Below are 21,586 nucleotides of genomic sequence, written 5' to 3'. Positions count from 1 at the left end.
GACGTGTGCGGTCCAGACCCCGCGCACGGCGAAGAGCCGCACGTCGATGAGCGGTTCGGCGACGCGGAGCTCGACGAGCACGAACGCGACGAGGGCGACGGCGCCGAGGACGAGCAGGCCGACGGTCTTGCCGTCACCCCAGCCCCAGGTCTGACCCTCGCTGACGGCGAGGAGGACCGCGACGAGGGAGACGGCGAGGACGGCGGTCCCGACCACGTCGAGGCGGCCCGGCTTGCGGACCGGCGACTCCGGCATGCCGAAGACGGTGCCGAGCAGGGCGATCACCACGAGGACGGCGGGCAGCCAGAACAACCAGTGCCAGGACAGGTGCTCGACGATCGGACCGGCGGCGACGATGCCGACGCCGGCACCGATGCCGAAGATCGCGGAGAGCAGCCCGATCGTGACGCTCACCTTCTCCTTCGGCAGTTCGTCGCGGACGATGCCGATCGACAGGGGCATCACGGCGCCGGCCGCACCCTGCAGTGCGCGGGCGACGATGAGGACGCCGAGGTTCGGGGCGAGCGCGGCCAGGACCGCCCCGACCAGCAGGATCGTGAGGACCACGATGAGCACCTTGCGCTTGCCGACCATGTCCCCGAGGCGACCGAGGATCGGCGTCAGCACGGACGCGGACAGCAGGTAGGCGGTGAGCACCCAGCTCGCGTCGCTCGTCGAGGCGTCGAGGTCTCGGCCGATCGTCGCGAGCGCGGGGGGCGACGAGGGACTGCAGGACCGCGAAGGACAAGCCGCCGAGGGACAGGAAGACGATGATCGCCGTGCTGTTCGGGCGGTGCGCGGGCGCGGGAGTCGGCGTGGAACCCGTGCGTGGGCTCGCGGTGGCGGTGGACATCGTGCTCCGTCCGGTCGATGGGGACGCCGACGACGCTGTCGATGTCAACAGTTGCTGACTCGACGAGGGTACGCGGAACGGGCGAGATGTCAACAACTGATTACATCGGGCGGTGTCGCGCTACGATCGCGGCATGAGCAAGGACGCCGCCGCCACCCGTCTCGCGCTCCTCCAGGCGGCTCGTCGGCGCTTCGCCCTCGACGGGTACCGGGCCACCACCGTCCGGGACATCGCCGCCGACGCCGGGGTGAACGTCGCGCTCATCAACCGCTACTTCGTCTCGAAGGAGGGGTTGTTCCGCGCCTGTCTCGTCCGCACCAGGCCGACGTCCACGACGCCTCGGCCCGGGCCCGACCTGGAGCGCGCGATCGGCGGACTCATCCGGCACATCATCCGTTCCCCCCACCGACGAGGACTCGATGCAGCTGCTGCTCCTGCTCCGGAGCTCCGGGGACGAAGCCGTCGACGACATCCGTCGGGAGACGTTGCGGGGGGGTACGCCGATCGTCTGGCGGGCGCGGTCCGGCCGGACGGCGTCGTCGACGAGGACCTCCTCGTCCGTGCCGAGATCGCACTGTCCGTGGTGCTCGGCATGACGATGCTCCGGACCGCCACGCGCGTGGAACCGCTGGCGTCCGCCGAGGTCGAAGCAGTCGCCGGCCCGCTCGAGGAGGCGCTCCGAGCGCTCCTCGGGGGGCGGACGGTCCTGACGGGGCCGGTCCCGGTCAGGAGTCGGCGGGTCCCATCTCGACGGACACCGGCCGGAGCTCGTCGGGCAGGATGTACCGCGCGACCGATGACTCCTCGTCCTGCTGATCGGTGTCGCGCTCGCTGATGATCGCCACCGGGGTCGCCGGGGAGACGAGCAGGCGGGCAGGGGTGGCGCGGCCGTCACCGTGGTTCACCTCGAGCCACATCCACGGCTCGTTCCGCAGCCCCTCGGTGATCCGGGCCTGGACGGATGCGACGTCCTCGTTCGCGATCGTGTAACGGCTTCCGCCGTACGTGATCACCGTGCGCTTCACAGGGTCTCTCCGGTGTCGGTCGGTTCGGGGACGATGCGGAGGCCGGCCGACGACCCCGCGGTCAGACCGAGGGCTTCGACCCAGGCGCGGTTCACGGCGGGGACGCGGCTGCCCGAGTAGCGGAAGACCAGTGGCATCGACCGGTCGAGCCAGATCGCCGTCCGGCCGTCGCCGAGCTCGACGTCGTCCTTCCACGAGAACATGAACGACTCACCGCGGCGCAACTTCATGCCGATCACGATCTGCAGGTGCGTCAGGAGGCGGTCGTCGAACTCCGCGGTGAACGTCGAGTCGTAGACGAGTTTGCCCATGGTGCTGTCCTTCCGCGCCGTTCTGGCCGGCTCCGGCTGATCCTAGGCGCTCACCCAGCGAACGGCGGACAGCCTGACCGACATGCGCCGTGTCCACTACGTCAACAGCTCCTTCCTCGTCGCTGACCGCACCTGCAAGGCCCTCCTCCGGTACTGCCGCGCGCTCGCGGTGGCCGACCGGTCCGACGTCGTCGAGGTCCCCGTCGTCACCGAGACCGGGGACGCCGCCACCGCACATCTCCTCATCGGCCCCGCGAGCGAGATCTTCTCGGTGCCGGTCGACAGTGGTACCGACGATCCCCGTGACGACGAGGTCATCGTGTACCTCGAGCGCGAGACCCTCCGCCTGCAGCCGGCGCGTCCGGCCTGGGGCGAGGAGATGACCGACGTGCCGGACCTGGACGAGTACCCCGACCTGCAGGAGCCCTGACCGTCAGGAGCGCTGCGGCCGCCACCACGGCCGTCGCGGCAGCGAACACCGGCCCGGTCCCCACGGTGGCGACGACCGTTCCGGCTGCAGCCGCTCCGAGTGCCTGTCCGAGCACCAGCACGACGAACAGCACCGACGTCCCCGAGGCCGCCCGCCCGGCGTCGACCTCGGTCGTCCACGCGATGAGCGCCCCGGTCGCCGCGGTGTAGCCCCAGCCGAACAGCACGCACGTGGCGAGCGCGAGCGCGACGAGGGCCGCGGGGGGAGCGACCGGTGCCAGTCCGAGGCCGAGCGTGGCGACCGCGACCGCCGCCGAGGTGACCGTCCACGCCGTCCGTGCGCGCAGCCGAGCGAGCACACGCGCCGTCAGGGCCACCGCTGCACCGCCGACGCCCAGGGCGGTCCACGCGAGCACCGACAGGGACGCCGGGGCTCCCGCGTCGACGAGGAGTGACCGTCCGTAGGTCCACACCGCGGCGGACCCCGTGCCGAGCAGCAGCGCGACGACCACGAGGCGGCCGTGGGCGACGAACCAGCTCCACGGCGGGAGACCGACGGGCTGCGGGTGGTCCTCCCGGACCTGCCGACGCGGGTGTGTGTACGCGTCCGCGACGAGGACCGCCGCTCCGGCCAGGACCGTGACGACCGCCGCAGCCGTCCACGCCGTGCGCCAGTCGGGCAGGAGCACGAGGGCGAGCAGCCCGGCGACGACGAGTCCCGGCCCGGTCCCGGAGTTCACGACGGCCTGCGCGCGGTCGGCGCGACCGGCGCGGAGGTCCCGCTGCACGAGTCGGACGAGCGCGGGGGGACGCGAGCCCTGCCCCGGCGGAGGCGACGACCGCGGTGACGCCGAACACCGCGGAGGTCGCGCTGGTGGCCATCCCCGCGACGCCCAGCCCGGCCGACGCGGAGGCGAGCGCCACGGTCATGCGCGGCCGGGTCGGGGCGAGCAGGAACCCGACGAGCGCACCGACGCAGTACACGAGCGAGGAACCGGCCGCGATGAGCCCCGCGGGACCGTCTCCGAGGGACAGGGACCGCTGGACGTCCGGCAGGAACAGGCCGTACGCCAGGCGGACCAGCCCGTAGGTCGCGGCGATGAGCGCCGTGCCGCTGGCGATGAGTGCTCCGGGACGGGCGAAGAACGAAAACGGTCGTTTCACTTTTCACACCCTAGGGTGCTGCCATGACCATGCGTCCAGGGACGGAGCGGAAGCTGCTCGACGCCGCCGAGGCACTCTTCTTCACGCGGGGCATCGCCGCGACCCCGATCGACGCCGTCCTGGAACGGGCGGGTGTCTCCGCCGCGACGCTCTACCGCGGGTACCCCAGCAAGGAGGCGCTGGTCGCGGCCGCGCTGACCCGTCGCCACGACGAGTGGATCCGGACCTGGGACGACGCCGTGGCGCGGGCGGTCGACGACCGCGGGCGCCTGCTGGCCGTGTTCGACGCGCTCGATGCCTTCCGCTCGACCCCGACCGGGTCGCGGTGGTGCGCGTTCCTCGGGACGGCCTCGGAGTACGCCGACGCCCCAGCGGAGATCGCCGCCGTCCTGCACGGCGAGACGTCGACGCTGCGCGAGCGGCTCCGCGACCGGGCGGTCCCGCTCGTCGGCGACCGCGCCGAGGTCCTCGCCGACCAGCTGCTCCTCGTCGTGTCGGGCTCGCTCGCGATGCGGCTCCGGGACGGCGGCGGGGACACCGCGACCGCGCGGACGGTTGCCGCGGCCCTGCTCGACTGACGGCGGTGCGACGCGGGACGGACCCGTCTGCGTGCGACGCCGCGGAACGAGCGAGACGCCGCCGGATCCGGCGGCGTCTCGGGGACTCGGCGGCGTTCCGGGGTGACGCCGGCGTCTCGGCGTGGGTCGCGGGTCAGTCGCGGACGAACTGCTCGATCGGCGTGCTCCCGGTGTTGACGCGGAAGGTCTTGCCGACCGACGCGTCGTCGTGGAGCGCGGCGGCGACCAGCGCGGCGACGTCCCCGCGGGCGATGCTCGACGACGGGTCAGCCGTCTCGACCGCCCCGGTCGGCTCGTCGTCCGTCAGGGTGCTCGGCGCGACGACCGTCCAGTCGAGGGCGGAGTCGCGGAGGACGGCGTCGGCGACCGTCTTCGCTTCGGCGTAGGCGAAGAAGTCGTCGTCCTCGGGGACGCCGTGACCGAGGCCCGCGTCCGACCAGGACACGAGCACGTAGCGGTGCACGTCGGCGTCGAGCGCGGCGTGCATCGTGCGGATGGCGGCGTCGCGGTCGACGGCCCACGTGCGGTCAGCGGACCCGCCACCGGCACCGGCCGACCAGACGACGGCGTCGTGCCCGCGGACCAGGTCGGTGAGCCCGGCGATGTCGAGCTGCTCGATATCGGCGACGACCGGCTCGGCACCGGTGGCGCGGACGTCGTCCTGCTGCTCGGCCTTCCGGATGACCGACGAGACGGTGTCACCGCGAGCGGTGAGGAGCTGCGCGGTGAGGAGGGCGACGCGGCCGTGGCCGCCGAGGATGATGACGTTGCTCATGCCTCGGACGGTACGCGCCGGGGCTGACCGGAGCGTCCCCGGGCTGGCCCTCGCAGGCGCAGACCGACCCGCGGGGACGGACTGCGCGGCACCACCACTCGGGATGCGCGGCGCTGCCGTGTCCGCGATTCGCGGATCGTCCGGTTCGTTCGTGGCACGGCCGACCCGTCACCTAGCGTGGAGGGTGCCAGGACGCACGCCCCACCGTCGTCCTCAGACATCCTCCGCGATCTGCGGAGGCCGTTCACACGGTGATCCTGGCCGCAGTCAGGGCCGTCCGAGGTCCCAGTGAGGAGGCGTCGCAGATGCACGCCACCACCGTCGTCCGCAATCCGCTCGTCGCGCTCGTCGTCGAGCACTCCACGGCCACCGCCCGGTCCGCCGTCACTCCCAGCTCGCGCCCCGCGACCGGGTTCTCGGAGGTCCGGGAGACGGCGCGGCGCCGTCTGCTGGCAGCCAGCGCGCTCGTCGTCGGCCTCGCGGCCGTGACCGCCTCCGCCCTCGCCGTGATCGTCCTCGGAGTGGCCGCGTGAGCGCCCCGACCGCCCCGTCCGGGTACGACACCGTCGCCCTGACCGAGCCGATCGACATGACCGCCCTGATGCGTGAGCAGGAGGCCCTCCATGCGTGAACCGTCCGTGATGCAACACCTCCGTGAAGACCCGCTCGAGTGGCGCCGACACGGCATGACCTCCCCGTCCGAGATCGACCGCATCGTGCAGACGAAGCTCTCCCTGGGGACCGCTGCCGAGCCGACCTACGCGGACTTCTTCCTGGTCGCAGCGTGACCGACGCTGTCGCGCCCGTGGCCCGCCCGCTCCGGGTCGGGACGAGCGCGACCGGCATCGCCGCGGAACACCAGCACATCTGGTCGCGGCTCGGTCGTCTGGAACGGCTCTGTTCCCGCGACGCGACCACCCCGACCAGGAACCGCTGACGTGGGCGGGGTCGGCGAACGAGCTGACGACCCGTGGGTCAGGGCCCGGATCGTCGAGGCCGCGGACCGCGTGTTCAGCACCTCCGGCGCGGCCGGACTCTCCGCGGGCCGCGTGGCGGGAGCCGCGCTGACCGATGCCGAAACGGTGCGAGCGCTGTTCCCCGAGCGGATCGACGCGGTCGTCGCGGTCCTCCGCTTCCGACAGGAACGCTGGACGCTGGGGCTGGCCGCCGCAGCGGACGGGGTCGAGGACGCCCGCGACGAGATCCTCACCGTCTTCGCACACCTCGAGGCCTCGTTCGACGACGACGCCTGGACCGGGTGCGCGTTCATCAACGGCTACGGCGAGCTCGGCCACTCCGAGCCGCTCGTCGCCGCACTGGCGGAAGAGCACCTCACCATCCTCGAGGCGCACCTGCACGCCCTCGCCGCCCGCGCCGGACTCCCGGTCCACGTCGCCGACGCGCTCTCGCTGCTCGTCCACGGCGCGAAGGTCGAGGCGGCCATCCACGGGACGACCCGACCCGCCCGGTCGGCACGCCTCGCCGTGGTGACGCTCATGGGTGCCTACGGGCCGACCGCGGCCTCCGCCTTCATCTGACGTCGCCGCCGTCCGCTCTGCGGCACGGGTGGTCCGGCAACCGTGCGGCGTCCGTCGCGGTCAGGACCTGGCGAGGGTGTCGCTCGGCCGCTCGCCGAACACCGCCGCGTACTGCTGGGCGAAGCGTCCGAGGTGGGCGAAGCCCCAGGCCGCAGCGACCTCGCGGACCGTCCGGGTCGCCGGGTCCGCGGCGAGGAGCTCCTGCCGGACCCGGTCGAGTCGCACCTGCCGGATGAACGCGTTCGGGGTGGTCTGTAGGTCGCGCTGGAACGCCTCCTGCAACGCCCGCAAGCCGATGTCGAGGTGGCGCGCCAGGCTGCTCGTCGTGATCGGCGACCGGGCGTTCTCGTGCACGTAGTCGACCGCAGCGCGCACGTGCGGGGACTGCGCGGGGGGGCACGTCGGGAGTGGCGGCGTGCTGCTGCGGGTACATCTCGAGCAGGGCCGCCGACGCCAGCCGTGCCATCTCGGCGTGCAGGAGGCGCCCGGGGACGCCGTCACGCAGGGTGTGGGAGACGAGTGACACCGTGTTGTGCCACGTCCGCACCGACTGCTCCGACGGCGGGGCGGTGACGTCGAACCGGAGTCCACCCGTCACGTCCGCGCCCTGTTCGGACGCGACGCGCTCCACGACCTCGCGGGACAGGTGCACGAGCCGCTGCTCGTAGTCGTCCATCTCGAACGAGAACGTGCGGTCCGGCAGCAGGGGCACCGGGACGCCGTGCACCATGTCCACGGGGTCGCCGCCGGTGTCGAGCCGGGACGCCCCCCGACCGGAGCCACTGCACGATGACGGAGGACGACGGGGGGCAGCGAGCCGTCGATGTGCCCGGCGAACCGCGACGTGTGCAGTGACATCGTGTCGTCACCCATGGACGCGTACCGGAACGCGAACGGGACGGCGCTCGGCGTCGCGACGAGCTCGGCGTCGTACACACGGGCGAGGTGGGCTGCGGCATCGTCGATGTCCGTCCCGGTCACCTCGAGACGCACCGGCATCGCGTCGTCGATCGGCATCGCCTCAAGAGTCGCACGTCGGAGGCCCCGTCCGGCGTCCCGTGTCCGGGAACCGCCGTGACGGGGCCACAGTCGGCGTGGTCGAGCCCTTCAGCCGCGGATCGCCTCGCCGAGCTTCACCCGGCCACCGGTGCGGAGCAGGGCGTTCTCGTACACCCGGGCGCCGAGGAGCACGACCACCAGGGCGGATGCCAGGACGACCAGCAGCGAGAGCACGGGCTCCCACCACGCCGCCGTCCCGAGGAAGATCCGCACCGGCATCCCGATCGGGGCACTGAACGGCACGTACGACATGATGCCGAGGACCGTCGGGTCGTCCGGGGCGAACACGATGAGGAAGTACGGGATCATCAGCAGCATCATCACCGGTGTCGTGACGCTGCCGACGTCCTCCTGGCGGGACACCAGCGCCGCCGACGCCGCGAACAGCGCCGCGATGAGGACGAACCCGATCGCGAAGAAGCCGACGAACCACAGCGCGCTCGGACCGAGCAGCGTGAACAGGTTGTCCTGCCCGGTGACCGCCAGGGCGACGGCCGCGGCGATCGCGATCGTGACGATCTGCCCGAGCGCCATGACACTGTTGCCGATCACCTTGCCCGCCAGCAGCGCCCGTGCCGGGATCGCCGCCATCAGGATCTCCACGACGCGGGTCGACTTTTCCTCCACGACGCTCTGCGCGATGGACTGACCGAACGTCACCGCGGAGGCGAAGAACACGACGCCGAACGCGATGCCGACGAGCGAGACGAGGCCGGGCGGGAGCGCGTCGGGGTCGAGCAGATCGACCTGCGGCGACACGCTCAACGCCGACACCACGTCGGTGGGGGCGCTGTCGAGGCCGACGAGCCGGAACCCGAGCTGGCCGCCGTCCGGGACGACCGCGGCGTCGACCTCGCGCTCGCGGACCAGGCGCTCCGCCGCGTCCCGATCCGCCGTCTCGGTCACGTCGAGACCGTCCGTCGTCGGCAGGGTCACGCCGCTCACCACGGCGACGGGGGTCGTGGCGTCCGCCGCCGACTTCCCGACGATCCCGCCGACGACGATGCCGACGACGACCATCACGAGCAGGATCGCCGCCGAGACGACGAACGCCTTGCTCCGGAGCCGCGCCTGGATCTCGCGCACCGTCACGAGCCGGACGGCGTCGATCGTGCTGCTGTCGAGGAGGCTCATCGGACGACCTCCGTGAAGACCTCGCTGAGCCGGGGGGACCCGCGGACCGAACGACGCCACGGTGCCGCGTGCGACGGCCCGTTGCAGGACGGCCTGCGCCACGGACTCGTCCGCCTCGAACAGGGCGTACCCGCCGTCGAAGGTGCGGACGCGGACGCCGGGCTCGTCGCGGACCCACGCCACGTCGTCCGCCACCAGGAGCTCCCACGCGGCGGGACCGGCGGCCCGCCGCAGTTCGTCCTGGGGTCCGGCGGCACGGATCCGGCCGTCGGCGATGACGACCACGTCGTCGCAGAGCCGCTCCACGACGTCGAGCTGGTGACTCGAGAACAGCACCGGGACACCGTCGGCCGCGGTCTCCCGCAGCACACCGAGCACGGTGTCGACCGCCATCGGGTCGAGGCCGGAGAACGGTTCGTCGAGCACGAGCACCTCGGGCCGGTGGGCGAGCGCGGCGGCGACCTGCACGCGCTGCTGGTTGCCGAGCGAGAGCTTCTCGACGGGGTCGCCGGCGTGCGTGGTGAGCTCGAGGCGCTCGAGCAGCTCGGCCGTCCGGGCCGCGGCGGTCCGTCGGTCCACACCGTGCAGGCGGGCCAGGTACGTGACCTGCTCGGCGACGGGCATCTTCGGGTACAGCCCGCGCTCCTCCGGCATGTAGCCGAACCGGCGGCGGTCGGCCGGTCCGATCGGTGCGCCGTCGAGCGCGACCGTGCCGCTGTCGGCGTCGAGCACGCCGAGCATGATGCGCATGGTCGTCGTCTTGCCGGCACCGTTGCCGCCGACGAACCCGGTCAGTCGTCCGCGTCCGACGCTGAAGCCGACGTCGTCGAGCACACGGCGCTCGCCGAAGTGCTTCGTCACTCCCTCGATGGTGAGCATGGGGTCCCCTTCCGCAGCGGCCGTCGCTGCGCCTCCGACGCTATTGCGGTGGCGGGCGGCGGCGCCTCCGGCACGAGACGGGGATCGCGTGCGTCGGCGTCTCCGCCGCGCGGGGGAGGACCGCGGCGGCTCACTCGCCCGAGCGCACCACCCCGTGCTCGTACGCCCAGACCACGGCCTGGATCCGGTCGCGCACGCCGAGCTTCTGGAGGACGTTCGACACGTGCGTCTTGACGGTCGCCTCGCCGACGAACAGCTGGCCGGCGATCTCGGCGTTGCTGAGCCCCCCGACCGAGCAGCCGCAGCACCTCGGTCTCGCGTTCCGTCAGACCCGGCAGGGCCACGTCCGCGTCGGGCACGGCCTGGTCGACCACGGGCACGCTGGCCGTGGTCGCCCGACTGATCACCCGGCGCGTGACGTCCGGAGCGAGCAGGGCGTCACCGCGGGCGACGGTCCGGACGGCCTCGATGAGCTTCTCCGGCGAGGCGTTCTTCAGCAGGAACCCGCTCGCCCCGGCGGCCAGGGCGTCGAAGAGGTACTCGTCGGTGTCGAAGGTCGTGAGGACGAGCACGGCCGGTGGGTTCGCACCGGCGGTGATCCGGCGCGCCGCTTCGAGGCCGTCGACACCCGGCATCTGCACGTCGAGGCAGACCACGTCCGGTCGGTGCGCGGCGACGGCAGCCACCGCGCCCGCACCGTCGGCGGCCTCGGCGACGACCCGGACACCGGGCTCCGACTCGAGGATGACCCGGAAGCCGGCGCGGACCAGGTCCTGGTCGTCGGCGAGCACCACCCGGATCACGTCGTCGGCAGCCATGCCCGCACCAGGTAGCCGCCGCGGTCCCGCGGTCCGATCTCGATCCGCCCGCCGACCGCCGCCACGCGCTCACGCATGCCGACGTGTCCGAGCCCGCTGCCGCCCGCCGACCGGGAGGCCCGTGCCCCGGCGCCCGTGTCCGTCACCTCGAGCTCCACCGCGTCCGGCAGGTACCGGAGCCGCAGGTCGGCCCGTGCGTCCGGTCCGGCGTGCTTGAGGACGTTCGTCACCGCCTCCTGCGCGATGCGGTAGGTCACCGCGGCGACGGTCGGCGGGACCGGTCGTTCGTCGCCGACGACGCTGAACCCGGTCTCGTGCCCGGCGTCCGTGGCGGCCCGGGCGAGTTCCGGCAGCCGGGTGAGGCCCTCGGTGCTCGGCGCCTCCGCCGGGGTCGTCGGGGCGTCCGTACCGGGTTCCCGCAGCGTGCCGAGCATCCGGCGGAGTTCCTCGACCGCGGTCCGGGCGCTGTCCTCGACGACGCCGAGGGACGCCGCCGCCTGCGCCGGGTCGCGGTCGAGCACGCGCCGCGCGGCACCGGCCTGGACGCCCATGAGCGAGACGTGGTGGGCGACGACGTCGTGGAGCTCACGGGCGATCCGGACGCGTTCGAGCGCGACCGCCTGCGCCGCCGACCGCTCGCGTTCCGCGGCGAGCTCGGCCGTGCGCTGGCCGAGCTCGTGCGCGGCGACGGCCGCTGCCCAGGCCCGGTTGCCCGAGTACCAGGCGGCGCCGAAGTAGACGAGGTTGATGACGATCGTGAGGAGCGAACTCGCGACGAACGGCGGGATGACGGAGTGACCGTCGTCGGGCAGCGCGCTCGGCACCGACCAGCGGAAGACGATCGCCAGGAACACCCACGCGAACATCCCGGCGATGACGACCCAGCGCACGGCCTCGGCCCGCACGCGGTCGGAGCACCACGCCCCGACGGTGTAGAGCGCGATGAAGAGCGTGAAGTTGGTGAAGAGCCCCTCGGGCACGTGCAGCAGTTGCGTGGCCGCGAAGGCCAGCGCGGCGACGACGGCCACCGTCATCGGGAACCGGCGGCGGAACGCCAGGGGCCCGGCGTTCGCGACGACCATCAGTGCGCACACCCACCACGCCGCCGGGTCGTCGTACAGCCCCACGGCGGAGTACAGGGTCACCGAGACCGCGAGCGCCCCCCGCGAGCACGAGCGCCAGGACCGCGTCCTGCCGGTGCTCGCGGGGGCCCACCGGCAGCCGTGACCAGCCGTCGTCCTGCGTCGGACCGCCCCCCGGCGGTCGCCCCCCGTGCCCGTCATGCCACCACGGTAGCGGCACGGCCGTGCCGCCCGGCGGCGGACCGGTCGTCAGCGGTAGGCGCGCTCGTACGGGGCGGGCTTGTACGGCAGGTCCACCCGGAGCGCCTGGGCGGCCCGGATCGGGAAGTTCGGGTCGCGCAGCGCACCCCGTCCGACGAGGACCACGTCGGCCTGCCCGAGGGCGACGATCTGCTCGGCCTGGAAGGCGTCGTCGATCATGCCGACGGCCGCGACCGGGATCCCGGTGGCCTGCCGGATCGCGGTCGCGAAGGGCAGCTGGTACCCGGGGCCGACCGGGATGCGGGCGTCCGCCACGTTGCCGCCGGTGGAGACCGACACGAGGTCGACGCCGTGTTCGCCGAGCCACGTGGAGACCTGTTCGGTCTCGGCGAGGTCCCAGCCGCCCTCGACCCAGTCGGTCGCGGACAGGCGCACGACGAGCGGGACGGCCTCGCCGACCTCGGCGCGCACGGCGTCGACGGTCTCGAGCAGGGCCCGCGCCCGGTTCTCGAGTGCCCCGCCGTACTGGTCGGTGCGCTCGTTCGACAGCGGTGACAGGAACTCGTGCAGCAGGTACCCGTGGGCGCCGTGCAGCTCGAGCAGGTCGAAGCCGGCGTCGACGGCGCGACGGGCCGCAGCGGCGAACGCACGGACGACCTCGGCGATGCCCTCGGTCGTGAGCTCGGTCGGGACGTGCAGGCCCGGGAACGCGATCGGCGACGGACCGACCGGCTGCCACCCGCCCTGCTCCGGCGCGACGTTGCCGCCGCCCGCGGTGGGTCCCCACTCGCGGCTGGTCGAGGCCTTGCGGCCGGCGTGCGCGAGCTGGATCCCGGCGACCGCACCCTGGCTGTGGATGAAGTCGGTGATCGGTCGGAAGGCGTCTCGCTGGTCGTCGTTCCACAGGCCGAGGTCCTGCGGGCTGATGCGGCCCTCGGGGACGACGCCGGTGGCCTCGACGACGACCGCACCGGCACCGCCACGGGCGAGGGCGCCGAGGTGGACGAGGTGCCACGGGGTCGGGACGCCGTCCTGCGCCTCCACCATGTACTGGCACATCGGCGGGATCCACACGCGGTTCCGGATCTCGAGGCCGCGGAGGGTGATGGGGTCGAAGAGTGCGTGGGTCACGCGGGTCCTTCCGTTGGTCGTGCAGGGGACCGGCCGGCGGACGTGGAGCCGCCGGGAGGCCCGTCCACAGTACGACTGTCGGCGTACTGCTCGCCCAGGGCGCCTCCCCCTGTGCGCGAGGTGAGTGCGACGGCACTACGCTCGGACGCGGCCCGCGACGCGATGCTGCGCCAGGTCTGCGGGCTGACCGAACTCTGGCGTCCAGGAGGACCGAAGTGACCGAATCCGCACCCGTCGACCCCACGACGACCGCAGGGTGGAAGCAGCTCGCCGGCATCGCCGACGGCTTCTCCCCGGACCTCCGTGGGTGGTTCGACGCCGACCCCGGTCGTGCCGAGAAGTACACCTTCCAGGCAGCCGACCTGACCGTCGACCTCTCCAAGGGCCTGGTGACCGAGGAGGTCCTGCAGGCCCTCCTCCAGGTCGCCGAGGACACCGGCGTCGCCGAGCGGTACCAGGCGATGATCTCCGGCGAGCGGATCAACGTCACCGAGGACCGCGCCGTCCTGCACACCGCGCTGCGCCGTCCGGCGGCGACCGAGGGCCTCGTGCCCGCCGCGCCCCTGACCGTCGACGGGCAGGACGTCGACGCCGACGTGCACGCCACGCTCGACAAGGTCTACGGCTTCGCCGAGCAGGTCCGTTCCGGCGCGTGGACCGGTGTCACCGGCAAGCGCATCGAGACCGTCGTCAACATCGGCATCGGCGGGTCCGACCTCGGCCCGGTCATGGTCTACGAAGCCCTCAAGCCGTACGTGCAGCAGGGGCTCGAGGTCCGCTTCGTCTCGAACATCGACCCGGCCGACATCGCCGAGAAGACGGCCGGCCTCGACCCCGAGACCACGCTCTTCATCGTCGCGTCGAAGACCTTCGGCACCCTCGAGACGCTCACGAACGCCCGTCTCGCCCGCCAGTGGCTGTGGCAGGGTCTCGGCCTCGCCGACGCCGGCGACGACGAGAAGAAGGACGCCGTCGCGAAGCACTTCGTCGCCGTCTCGACCGCGCTCGACAAGGTCGCCGCGTTCGGCATCGACCCGGAGAACGCCTTCGGCTTCTGGGACTGGGTGGGCGGCCGCTACTCGGTCGACTCCGCCATCGGCACGAGCGTCGTCATCGCGATCGGCAAGGAGAACTGGGAGCAGTTCCTCGCCGGCTTCCACGCCATCGACGAGCACATGCGCACCGCGCCCCTCGCCGAGAACGTCCCGGTCCTGATGGGCCTGCTCAACGTCTGGTACACGAACTTCCTCGGGGCCCAGAGCCACGCGGTCCTGCCGTACACGCAGTACCTGCACCGCTTCCCCGCGTACCTGCAGCAGCTCACGATGGAGTCGAACGGCAAGCGGGTCCGCTGGGACGGCTCGGACGTCGTCACCGACACCGGCGAGGTCTTCTGGGGCGAGCCCGGCACGAACGGCCAGCACGCGTTCTACCAGCTCATCCACCAGGGCACGCGCCTGATCCCGGCCGACTTCATCACGGTCGCGAAGCCCGCGCACGCGCTGCAGGACGAGACCGGCGACGGGAAGGCCGTGCAGCCGGGCCAGGACGTGCACACCCTGTTCCTCGCGAACTTCTTCGCCCAGTCGAAGGCGCTCGCGTTCGGCAAGACCGCTGACGAGGTCCGCGCCGAGGGCACCACGGACGAGGCGATCGTCGCCGCCCGCACCTTCACCGGGAACAAGCCGAGCACGTCGATCCTGGCGCCCGAACTCACCCCGAGCGTCCTCGGCCAGCTGATCGCCCTCTACGAGCACATCGTGTTCACCGAGGGGACCATCTGGGGCATCGACTCGTTCGACCAGTGGGGCGTGGAGCTCGGCAAGCAGCTCGCGCTGCAGGTCACCCCGGCCGTGCAGGGCGACCGTGCGGTCCTCGACGCGCAGGACTCCTCGACGAAGGCGCTCATCGCGAAGTACCTCGAGCTGCGCGGCTGACGCCGCCGCCCGGCCGGGAGGCCCGGGGCACGCAGGCAGGGCGACGTCCCTGTCCGGCGGGCCCCGGGCCTCCCGTCATCCCGGGCCTCCGGTCGTCTGAGCCGGCCGTCCGGGCCGGTCGTACGTCCGGCCCTCAGGTGCGTCGGGCGAGCACCACGGAGTCCTCGAGCGTCGCCGTGCCACCGTCCGGTCCGGTGACGGTCCGCGTGCGCAGCTCCGCGACCTCGACCGTCCACCCGGCACCGAGTGCGAGCTGGCTGACCTGTTCCCCGGGCCCGACCAGGGGCTCGGCGTGCGCGTGCTCCTCGTGAGCGGCCCAGGACGGCGAGCCCGCGTGCCCGATCACGAGCAGGCGTCCCCGCGGGGCGACGAACGTCGTCGCACGGCGCAGCACCGCCGCCCGCGGGAACGACACCGACGAGTGCAGGAACGACGCGGACACGAGGTCGAACCGGTCGTCGGTGTCCCACCCGGCCAGGTCGGCCTGCACCCACCGCACCCGGTCGCCGAGCCCGGCACGCTCCGCCTCGGCCCGGCCCCGGTCCAGCGCGTTCGGCGCGATGTCCACCGCGGTCACCCGCCACCCCTGCGCCGCCAACCACAGGGCGTCGCCGCCCTCGCCGGACCCGAGGTCGAGGGCGGTGGGGCCGGTCTCGGCGCCGACGTGGTCCGACGCGCGATCGTCGTCCGTTCCGGGGACGAGCGGCCCGAGCGTGTCGACCAGGGATGCGTTCGGCCGCCCGGACCAGATCGGTGAGTCCCCGTAGCGGGCCGTCCAGAACGTCTCGGCTTCGGACCGGGGAGCGGGGTACGCAGTCATGCGCGCAGCATCCCACCGGCGCTCATCCAGGGCCAGTACGATTGCCGGATCGGCAACGGGGACGACAACCCCGGGGTCCGTTCGACGCAGTCGCAACGGAGACCCAGCCTCGATACGGAAGTATGTGCAAGTGACGATCATGACCGAGCGGCCTCAGCAGGACACCCCGAGCGCCGAGACGGAGCGACCCGGCAACGCGACCGTCCGTTTCCAGAACGCCGCGATCCTCGCCGTGGAGACCACCGTCGCCGAGCGCGTGACCACGTCCGCGGACATCGAGGAGAAGCTCCGCGGTGTGCTCCGCCGCCTGCGCCTGCCGATGGGGCTGCTTGAACGCGTCGCCGGGGTGCGGGAGCGCCGCAACTGGGGCGAGGACCAGTCCTTCCAGACCGCCGCGATCGACGCCGGACGTCGGGCGATGGCGGCCGCGGGGATCAAGCCGGAGGACGTCGGCCTGCTCATCAACACGTCGGTGACCCGTCCGCACCTCGAGCCCTCGGTGGCCGTGCGGCTGCACCACGGTCTCGGCCTGCCGACGTCGGCGATCAACTTCGACATCGCGAACGCCTGCCTCGGCTTCGTCAACGCGATGAGCGTCGCCGCGGGCATGATCGACTCGGGGCAGATCAAGTACGCGCTCATCGTGGACGGCGAGGACGCCGACCAGGTGCAGCTCAACACGATCGACCGCCTGAACCAGGGCGGGCGGAACCGCAAGGACTTCATGAGCGAGTTCGCCAGCCTGACGCTCGGCTCCGGCGCTGCCGCCGCCGTGCTCGGCCCGGCCGACCTGCACCCGGCCGGCCACCGGATCGTCGGCGGCGTCACCCGCGCGGCGACCCAGTGGTACGACCTGTGCGTCGGCAGCGTGGACGGGATGTTCACGGACGCGAAGATGCTGCTCAAGGGCGGCATGGAACTCGTCGTCGCCGCCTGGAACGAGGCCCGCGCCCACTTCGACTGGGCCGACATGGACCGCTACGTCCTGCACCAGGTCTCGGACGTGCACACGAACGCCTTCGTCCAGGCGATCGGTGTCGAGCGCGACAAGGTCCCCACCACCTACGAGCGCTTCGGCAACGTCGGCCCGGCGTCGATCCCGATCACCCTCGCGGACGAGGTCACCCGCGGCTCCATCCGCCCCGGGGACCGCGTGTTCCTCGGCGGTGTCGGCTCCGGCATCAACACGGCGATGATGGAACTGCGCTGGTGACACCGCGGTTGCCGCGCGCCGCCGCGACCACGGCTCCGGCGACGCTCCCACCGCCCCTGCCCGGACTCGACTCGGCGTGGTCCCGTCTGGTCACCGTCCCCGCGTCAGCCGGTCCGACGGCGGGCACGGCCCGACCCGAGCGCACCTGGCACCTGCTCGACACGGCCGGGCAGCTCGACGAGCTCGGCCTGGAGCCCGTCGGCACCCTGCTGTGTGTGCACGGCAACCCGACCTGGTCCTACCTGTGGCGCTCGGTGCTCGCGCGCTCGCTCGAGGTCGCCGCGGCCGGTGGCCCCGTGTGGCGTGTGGTCGCCGTCGACCAGCTCGGGATGGGTTTCTCGGAGCGCACCGGCGAGGACCACCGTCTGGCCGACCGGGTCGCGGACCTCGGCGCGTTGACCGACGAGCTCGGCCTGACCGGGCCGGTCGTCACGCTCGGTCACGACTGGGGCGGTGTCGTCTCGCTCGGCTGGGCCGTCGACCACCCCGACCTCGTCGTCGCGGTGACGACCTGCAACACCGCGGTCCACCAGCCCGACGACGCCCCGATCCCGGCACCCCTGCGCCTCGCACTCCGCCCGCACCTGCTCGGCCGGGCCACGGTCGTGACGCCGGCGTTCATCGAGACCACCCTCGCGATCGCGCACCCGCGGCTCGACCGGGCGACCGCCGACGCCTACCGCGCCCCGTACCGCGGCGCTGCCCGACGGGGGGCGGTCGGCGGGTTCGTCGCGGACATCCCCGTCGACGCGCAGCACCCGAGCGCGGCCGAACTCGACCGCATCGCAGCCGGCGTCGCCGCGCTCGACGTCCCCGCCCTGCTCCTCTGGGGACCGCGCGACCCGGTGTTCCTCGAGCGGTACCTCGACGACCTCGCGGCCCGTCTGCCGCAGGCCGACGTGCACCGGTTCGAGGGCGCCGGTCACCTGCTGCCGGACGACGCCGACGTGGCCGGGACGGTCTTCGACTGGCTCGGCGACCGCCTGCCGGACGGTGGTGCGGGCCTCCCGGCCGCCGATGTCGATGCCGATGCGGGCGAGCCGGTCGCTGTCGGACCTGGCCGCCCCCCTCCCTGCCGGTCCGGGTCGCCCGCTCCCTGCCGGTCCGGGCCGCCCGCTCTGGGCCCACCTCGAGGAGCTGCGGGACAGCGACGACGCCGCCCTGGTCGAGATGGCCGCCCCCCGGCGGGACCCGCACGATCAGCTGGCGGCTGCTCGCCCGACGGATCGAGGAGGTCGCCGCGGGACTCGTCGACCTCGGTGTCCGTCCCGGCGACCGCGTGTCGCTCCTCGTGACCCCCCGGCGCGGACCTGACCGCCGCCCTGTACGCCTGCGTGCGCGTCGGCGCGGTCGTCGTCGTCGCCGATGCCGGTCTCGGCCTCCGCGGGCTGACCCGTGCCGTCCGCGGTGCCCGGCCCGACTGGGTCATCGGCGCGCTGCCCGGACTCGCCGCCGCACGCGCGCTCGGCTGGCCCGGCCGCCGCATCGCCACCATCGCGCTCCCCGCACCGGCCCGTGCGGCCCTGCGCGTCGAGCACACCCTCGCCGCCGTCGCCCGCCGGGGAGCAGCACGCCTCGCTGCCGGCACCGCGCTGCCGGCAGCCCCGGCGCCCGACGCCCCGGCCGCGGTGCTCTTCACCTCGGGGTCGACCGGGCCCGCCAAGGGCGTCGTCTACACGCACGGCCAGCTCGGCGCGGTGCGGGACGCGCTCGCCGGGCAGTACGACGTCGGCGTCGGCACCGGACTCGTCGCCGGGTTCGCGCCCTTCGCGCTCCTCGGTCCCGCGCTCGGCGCTCGCTCCGTGGCACCGGACATGGACGTCACCGCGCCGCGCACCCTGACCGCCCGTGCGGTCGCGGACGCCGTCGCCGCGGCGGACGCCACCGTCGTGTTCCTGTCGCCGGCCGCGATCGCGAACGTCGTCGCGACGGCGTCGGCGCTCACCGACGACGACCGCCGGGCACTCGGCCGCGTGCGGCTGTTCCTGTCGGCCGGAGCCCCGGTGTCGGCCGCGCTGCTGACCGCCGCGACCGAGCTCATGCCGAACGCCAGCGCCCACACCCCCCTACGGGATGACCGAGGGGCTGCTCATGACCGACGTGGACCTCGACGGGGTCACGGCCGCCTCGGCGTCCTCGTCGGCGGGCATCTGCGTCGGCCGACCCGCTGCGTCCGTCCGGGTGCGGATCGCGCCCCTCGACGAGGACGGCCGGGCGACCGGAGCGCTCATCGAGACGCCCGACGTCACCGGCGAGATCGTCGTCGCGGCGCCGCACGTGCGGGACCACTACGACCGGCTCTGGCGCACCGACCGGGTCTCCCGTCTCGGGGTGGACGACCCGCGCGGACACCGCACCGGTGACGTCGGACACCTCGACGCCTCCGGGCGGCTCTGGGTCGAGGGCCGCATGCAGCACGTCATCACGGCCCCGACCGGTGTCGTGACCCCGGTCGGGCCCGAGCAGCGCACGGAACGCGTCCCGGGCGTCGGGCGCGCGGGTGTCGTCGGCGTCGGTCCGTCCGGTACGCAGCAGGTGGTCGCCGTCGTGGAGACCGTCCCGGCCGCCCGTCGCCCCGCGCTCGCCGACCCGGCGCTCGCGGACGCCGTCCGGGCAGCGGCCGGGGTGCCCGTCGCCGCGGTGCTCGTCGTGCCGGAACTGCCGACCGACATCCGCCACAACTCGAAGGTGGACCGGGCACGCCTGGCGCGCTGGGCGTCCTCGGTGTTGGCGGGCGGACGGATGACCCGCCCGTGACGGTCCTGGTGACCGGTGCCAGCGGCTTCCTCGGGCGCGCCGTCGCCGCTGCCCTCCGGGACGCCGGGCACGACGTCCGGACCTTCCAGCGGCGACCGTCGCGCGTCGACGGGGTGGTCGACGTCCTCGGCACGGTGACCGACCCGGCAGCGGTGCGGTCCGCCGTGCGGGGCGTCGACGCCGTGGTGCACCTGGCGGCCAAGGTCTCGCTGGCCGGGGACCCGGCCGACTTCGAACGGGTCAACGTCGCGGGCACGCGGGACCTGCTCGCGGCCGCGCGCGACGCCGGCGTCACGCGGTTCGTCTTCGTCTCGTCCCCGTCGGTCGCCCACGCGGGAGCGTCCATCGCCGGGGATGACGCCACGACGGCCTCGCCCGGCAACGCCCGCGGCGAGTACGCCCGGACGAAGGCCGCCGCCGAACTGCTCGCGCTCGCCGCCGACGCCCCCCGGGTTCGCGGTCGTCGCCGTCCGTCCGCACCTGGTCTGGGGCCCCGGCGACGAGCAGCTCGTCGGCCGCATCGTGGACCGCGCACGTCGTGGCCGTCTGCCGGTGCTCGACTCCGGTGCCGCCCTCATCGACTCCTGCTACGTCGACAACGCCGCGACCGCCATGGTCGCCGCGCTGGACCGCGCGGAGGCCGTGCACGGCAACGTCTACGTGGTCACGAACGGGGAGCCCCGACCGGTCGGAGAACTGCTGGCACGGATCTGCGTCGCGTCCGGCGTCCCGGCACCGGGGGGCACACGCGCCGTCCGGGCTCGCCCGCGCGGTCGGGTCCGCGGTGGAGGCCGTGTGGCGCGTCCGACCCGGCACCGACGAGCCGCCGATGACGCGGTTCCTGGCGGAGCAGCTGTCGACCGCACACTGGTTCGACCAGCGGCGGACCCGGCGGGACCTGCACTGGGAGCCGACGGTGTCGATCGACGACGGCCTGCGGGCGCTGGCCGGGGCGCGCTGAGCCGTCGCGCTGCGCGGGGTCACCGCTCGAGGAGCATCCGGCGCGCGAGCCGTGCGATCTCGCGGGTCGCGGGGGGAGAGCGGGACGTCCCGCCGTCGGACGAGGGCGATCGTGTCGTACAGCGGCTCCGCGAACGGCACGGTGTGGATCCCGGCCGGGAAGGTCGGTGCCTCGGCGACGGCCCGCGAGACGATCGTGTCACCGGCACCCCGGGCGACGAGGTCGAGCGCCGAGTCGACGTGTTCGACCTCGATCCGGGCGGTGAGCGTGGCCCCGGCGAACTGCGCCCGTTCGGCGAGCTGCCGCCGGGTCGGATCACGCCACCCGTAGTGGGCGTCGTACAGGATGAGGTCCGCGGCCGCCAGGTCCTCGATCGTCACCGGCCGCGCGGTCCGCGCCGGGTCCGCCGAGGCGTAGAGGACGTCGTCGCGGCGGAGCGGCGTCACCTCGAGACCGTCGGCGTCGATCGGCAGGACGACGAGTCCCGCCTCGAGGTCCCCGGCGGTGACGGCATCGGCGACCTCGACCGAGTTCAGGCCGATCACGCGGAGCCGGACGTCCGGGTAGCGGGAGTGGAACCGTTCGAGCAGGCGGGACAGGAAGTAGTAGTTCGCGTTGCGCAGGAGCCCGAAGGTGGCGACACCGCCCTGGAGGCTCGTGAGGTCCCGGAGCGTCCGGTCGGCGTCGTCGGCCGCCTCGACCGCCCGGCGCGCGTGCGGGAGGAGCGCCTCGCCGGCGCTCGTCAGCACGAGGCGGCGGCTGCCCCGGGTGAACAACCGCACCCCGTAGGACTCCTCGAGCCGACGGACCAGTTCCGACACGGACGGCTGCGCCATGCCGAGCTGGGCGGCGGCAGCGGAGAACGAGCCCGCCGTCGTGATGACGAGGAAGGCACGCAACTGGGTCAGGGTCACAGGGGAA

The 21,586-nt window shown here is 73.5% G+C and carries 19 protein-coding genes and 7 pseudogenes; 14 read left to right on the top strand and 12 right to left on the bottom strand.

All coding sequences use genetic code 11. The features are described from left to right. Positions 1-39: 39 nt before the first annotated feature. Positions 40-699 (bottom strand): annotated as a pseudogene (locus DEJ15_RS19060) (MFS transporter); the annotation flags it as partial. A 71-nt stretch (positions 700-770) separates the two neighbouring features. Here DEJ15_RS19060 and DEJ15_RS16135 point away from each other — a divergent pair. Next, positions 771-911 carry a hypothetical protein gene (locus tag DEJ15_RS16135; protein WP_284175277.1) on the top strand — a complete coding sequence of 47 codons (141 nt, stop codon included), beginning with the start codon at positions 771-773 and terminating at the stop codon, positions 909-911. Positions 912-986: 75 nt separating this feature from the next. Continuing rightward, the gene (locus DEJ15_RS16130) at positions 987-1,688 is read left to right on the top strand and encodes a TetR/AcrR family transcriptional regulator (protein WP_284175276.1); all 702 of its coding nucleotides are present in this window, start codon (positions 987-989) and stop codon (positions 1,686-1,688) included. A 186-nt stretch (positions 1,689-1,874) separates the two neighbouring features. On the opposite strand, the gene DEJ15_RS16125 is transcribed toward DEJ15_RS16130, so the two are convergent. Further along, positions 1,875-2,189 (bottom strand): DUF7882 family protein, encoded by a 315-nt coding sequence (locus DEJ15_RS16125; RefSeq protein ID WP_110825899.1) that lies wholly within the window; start codon positions 2,187-2,189, stop codon positions 1,875-1,877. An 82-nt stretch (positions 2,190-2,271) separates the two neighbouring features. Here DEJ15_RS16125 and DEJ15_RS16120 point away from each other — a divergent pair, with 82 nt between their 5' ends. After that, positions 2,272-2,619: a hypothetical protein gene (locus DEJ15_RS16120; protein WP_146232898.1), complete on the top strand. Its 348-nt coding sequence runs from the start codon at positions 2,272-2,274 to the stop codon at positions 2,617-2,619. Here the strand turns inward: DEJ15_RS16120 and DEJ15_RS16115 are convergent. After that, positions 2,504-3,412: pseudogene (locus DEJ15_RS16115) on the bottom strand (MFS transporter); the annotation flags it as partial. The gene DEJ15_RS16120 and the pseudogene DEJ15_RS16115 overlap by 116 nt on opposite strands. A gap of 393 nt (positions 3,413-3,805) precedes the next feature. Between DEJ15_RS16115 and DEJ15_RS16110 the strand changes: the two are divergent. Then, a complete protein-coding gene (locus tag DEJ15_RS16110) occupies positions 3,806-4,360 on the top strand; it encodes a TetR/AcrR family transcriptional regulator (protein ID WP_110825901.1) in 555 nt (184 codons plus the stop codon). Positions 4,361-4,493: 133 nt separating this feature from the next. Here the strand turns inward: DEJ15_RS16110 and DEJ15_RS16105 are convergent, their stop codons facing one another. Continuing rightward, positions 4,494-5,135, bottom strand: a complete 642-nt coding sequence (locus DEJ15_RS16105) for an NAD(P)H-binding protein (RefSeq protein WP_110825902.1) — start codon at positions 5,133-5,135, stop codon at positions 4,494-4,496. A 305-nt stretch (positions 5,136-5,440) separates the two neighbouring features. On the opposite strand from DEJ15_RS16105, the gene DEJ15_RS16100 reads away from it, so the two are divergent. The 4 genes from DEJ15_RS16100 to DEJ15_RS16085 all read left to right on the top strand — a co-directional run bounded on the left by DEJ15_RS16100 (position 5,441) and on the right by DEJ15_RS16085 (position 6,673). Continuing rightward, positions 5,441-5,668: a hypothetical protein gene (locus tag DEJ15_RS16100; protein WP_110825903.1), complete on the top strand. Its 228-nt coding sequence runs from the start codon at positions 5,441-5,443 to the stop codon at positions 5,666-5,668. Between the two features lie 90 nt (positions 5,669-5,758). Next, positions 5,759-5,923, top strand: coding sequence for a hypothetical protein (locus DEJ15_RS16095; protein ID WP_181419614.1), 165 nt, complete (start codon positions 5,759-5,761; stop codon positions 5,921-5,923). A gap of 17 nt (positions 5,924-5,940) precedes the next feature. Continuing rightward, a complete protein-coding gene (locus DEJ15_RS16090; protein WP_284175274.1) occupies positions 5,941-6,072 on the top strand; it encodes a hypothetical protein in 132 nt (43 codons plus the stop codon). A 1-nt stretch (position 6,073) separates the two neighbouring features. Further along, positions 6,074-6,673: a TetR/AcrR family transcriptional regulator gene (locus DEJ15_RS16085; RefSeq protein WP_110825904.1), complete on the top strand. Its 600-nt coding sequence runs from the start codon at positions 6,074-6,076 to the stop codon at positions 6,671-6,673. Positions 6,674-6,733: 60 nt separating this feature from the next. Here DEJ15_RS16085 and DEJ15_RS16080 read toward each other — a convergent pair whose 3' ends face one another. The 6 genes and pseudogenes from DEJ15_RS16080 to DEJ15_RS16055 all read right to left on the bottom strand — a co-directional run bounded on the left by DEJ15_RS16080 (position 6,734) and on the right by DEJ15_RS16055 (position 12,977). After that, the gene (locus tag DEJ15_RS16080) at positions 6,734-7,048 is read right to left on the bottom strand and encodes a helix-turn-helix domain-containing protein (RefSeq protein WP_284175273.1); all 315 of its coding nucleotides are present in this window, start codon (positions 7,046-7,048) and stop codon (positions 6,734-6,736) included. Positions 7,049-7,780: 732 nt separating this feature from the next. Beyond that, positions 7,781-8,803: pseudogene (locus DEJ15_RS16075) on the bottom strand (ABC transporter permease); the annotation flags it as partial. Positions 8,804-8,862: 59 nt separating this feature from the next. Beyond that, positions 8,863-9,745, bottom strand: a pseudogene (locus DEJ15_RS16070) (ABC transporter ATP-binding protein). A 130-nt stretch (positions 9,746-9,875) separates the two neighbouring features. Next, a pseudogene (locus tag DEJ15_RS16065) lies at positions 9,876-10,563 on the bottom strand (response regulator). After that, positions 10,545-11,708, bottom strand: coding sequence for a sensor histidine kinase (locus DEJ15_RS16060; RefSeq protein WP_284175272.1), 1,164 nt, complete (start codon positions 11,706-11,708; stop codon positions 10,545-10,547). Before DEJ15_RS16060 ends, DEJ15_RS16065 begins: the two are co-directional and overlap by 19 nt. 186 nt (positions 11,709-11,894) lie before the next feature. Further along, a complete protein-coding gene (locus DEJ15_RS16055) occupies positions 11,895-12,977 on the bottom strand; it encodes an NADH:flavin oxidoreductase/NADH oxidase (RefSeq protein WP_110825910.1) in 1,083 nt (360 codons plus the stop codon). Positions 12,978-13,192: 215 nt separating this feature from the next. Between DEJ15_RS16055 and pgi the strand changes: the two genes are divergently transcribed. Then, entirely contained in the window at positions 13,193-14,914 is a 1,722-nt protein-coding gene (gene pgi / locus DEJ15_RS16050; RefSeq protein ID WP_110825911.1) for a glucose-6-phosphate isomerase, read from the top strand. Between the two features lie 133 nt (positions 14,915-15,047). Here the strand turns inward: pgi and DEJ15_RS16045 are convergent, their stop codons facing one another. After that, positions 15,048-15,734: an SAM-dependent methyltransferase gene (locus tag DEJ15_RS16045; RefSeq protein ID WP_110825912.1), complete on the bottom strand. Its 687-nt coding sequence runs from the start codon at positions 15,732-15,734 to the stop codon at positions 15,048-15,050. A 139-nt stretch (positions 15,735-15,873) separates the two neighbouring features. Between DEJ15_RS16045 and DEJ15_RS16040 the strand changes: the two genes are divergently transcribed. The 5 genes and pseudogenes from DEJ15_RS16040 (at position 15,874) to DEJ15_RS16030 (ending at position 20,665) form a co-directional block, all read left to right on the top strand. Continuing rightward, complete coding sequence (locus DEJ15_RS16040; RefSeq protein ID WP_110826038.1) at positions 15,874-16,947, top strand: 3-oxoacyl-ACP synthase III; 1,074 nt, start codon at positions 15,874-15,876, stop codon at positions 16,945-16,947. After that, positions 16,944-18,242, top strand: coding sequence for an alpha/beta fold hydrolase (locus DEJ15_RS19055; RefSeq protein ID WP_349814751.1), 1,299 nt, complete (start codon positions 16,944-16,946; stop codon positions 18,240-18,242). The genes DEJ15_RS16040 and DEJ15_RS19055 overlap by 4 nt, the downstream gene beginning before the upstream one ends. 39 nt (positions 18,243-18,281) lie before the next feature. Continuing rightward, the gene (locus DEJ15_RS19050; RefSeq protein ID WP_349814750.1) at positions 18,282-19,310 is read left to right on the top strand and encodes an AMP-binding protein; all 1,029 of its coding nucleotides are present in this window, start codon (positions 18,282-18,284) and stop codon (positions 19,308-19,310) included. Next, positions 19,279-19,704, top strand: coding sequence for an acyl-CoA synthetase family protein (locus DEJ15_RS19045; protein WP_349814749.1), 426 nt, complete (start codon positions 19,279-19,281; stop codon positions 19,702-19,704). The genes DEJ15_RS19050 and DEJ15_RS19045 overlap by 32 nt, the downstream gene beginning before the upstream one ends. Next, positions 19,701-20,665 (top strand): annotated as a pseudogene (locus DEJ15_RS16030) (NAD-dependent epimerase/dehydratase family protein). Before DEJ15_RS19045 ends, DEJ15_RS16030 begins: the two are co-directional and overlap by 4 nt. 80 nt (positions 20,666-20,745) lie before the next feature. On the opposite strand, the pseudogene DEJ15_RS16025 reads toward DEJ15_RS16030, so the two are convergent. Next, positions 20,746-21,579, bottom strand: a pseudogene (locus DEJ15_RS16025) (LysR family transcriptional regulator); the annotation flags it as partial. Positions 21,580-21,586: the final 7 nt, after the last annotated feature.

The sequence above is a fragment of the Curtobacterium sp. MCJR17_043 genome (assembly GCF_003224315.2).
In the GTDB taxonomy this organism is placed as follows: domain Bacteria; phylum Actinomycetota; class Actinomycetes; order Actinomycetales; family Microbacteriaceae; genus Curtobacterium.
The sequence above is the reverse complement of the archived record's forward strand: the minus strand, read 5'-3'. Positions and strand labels throughout refer to the sequence as shown.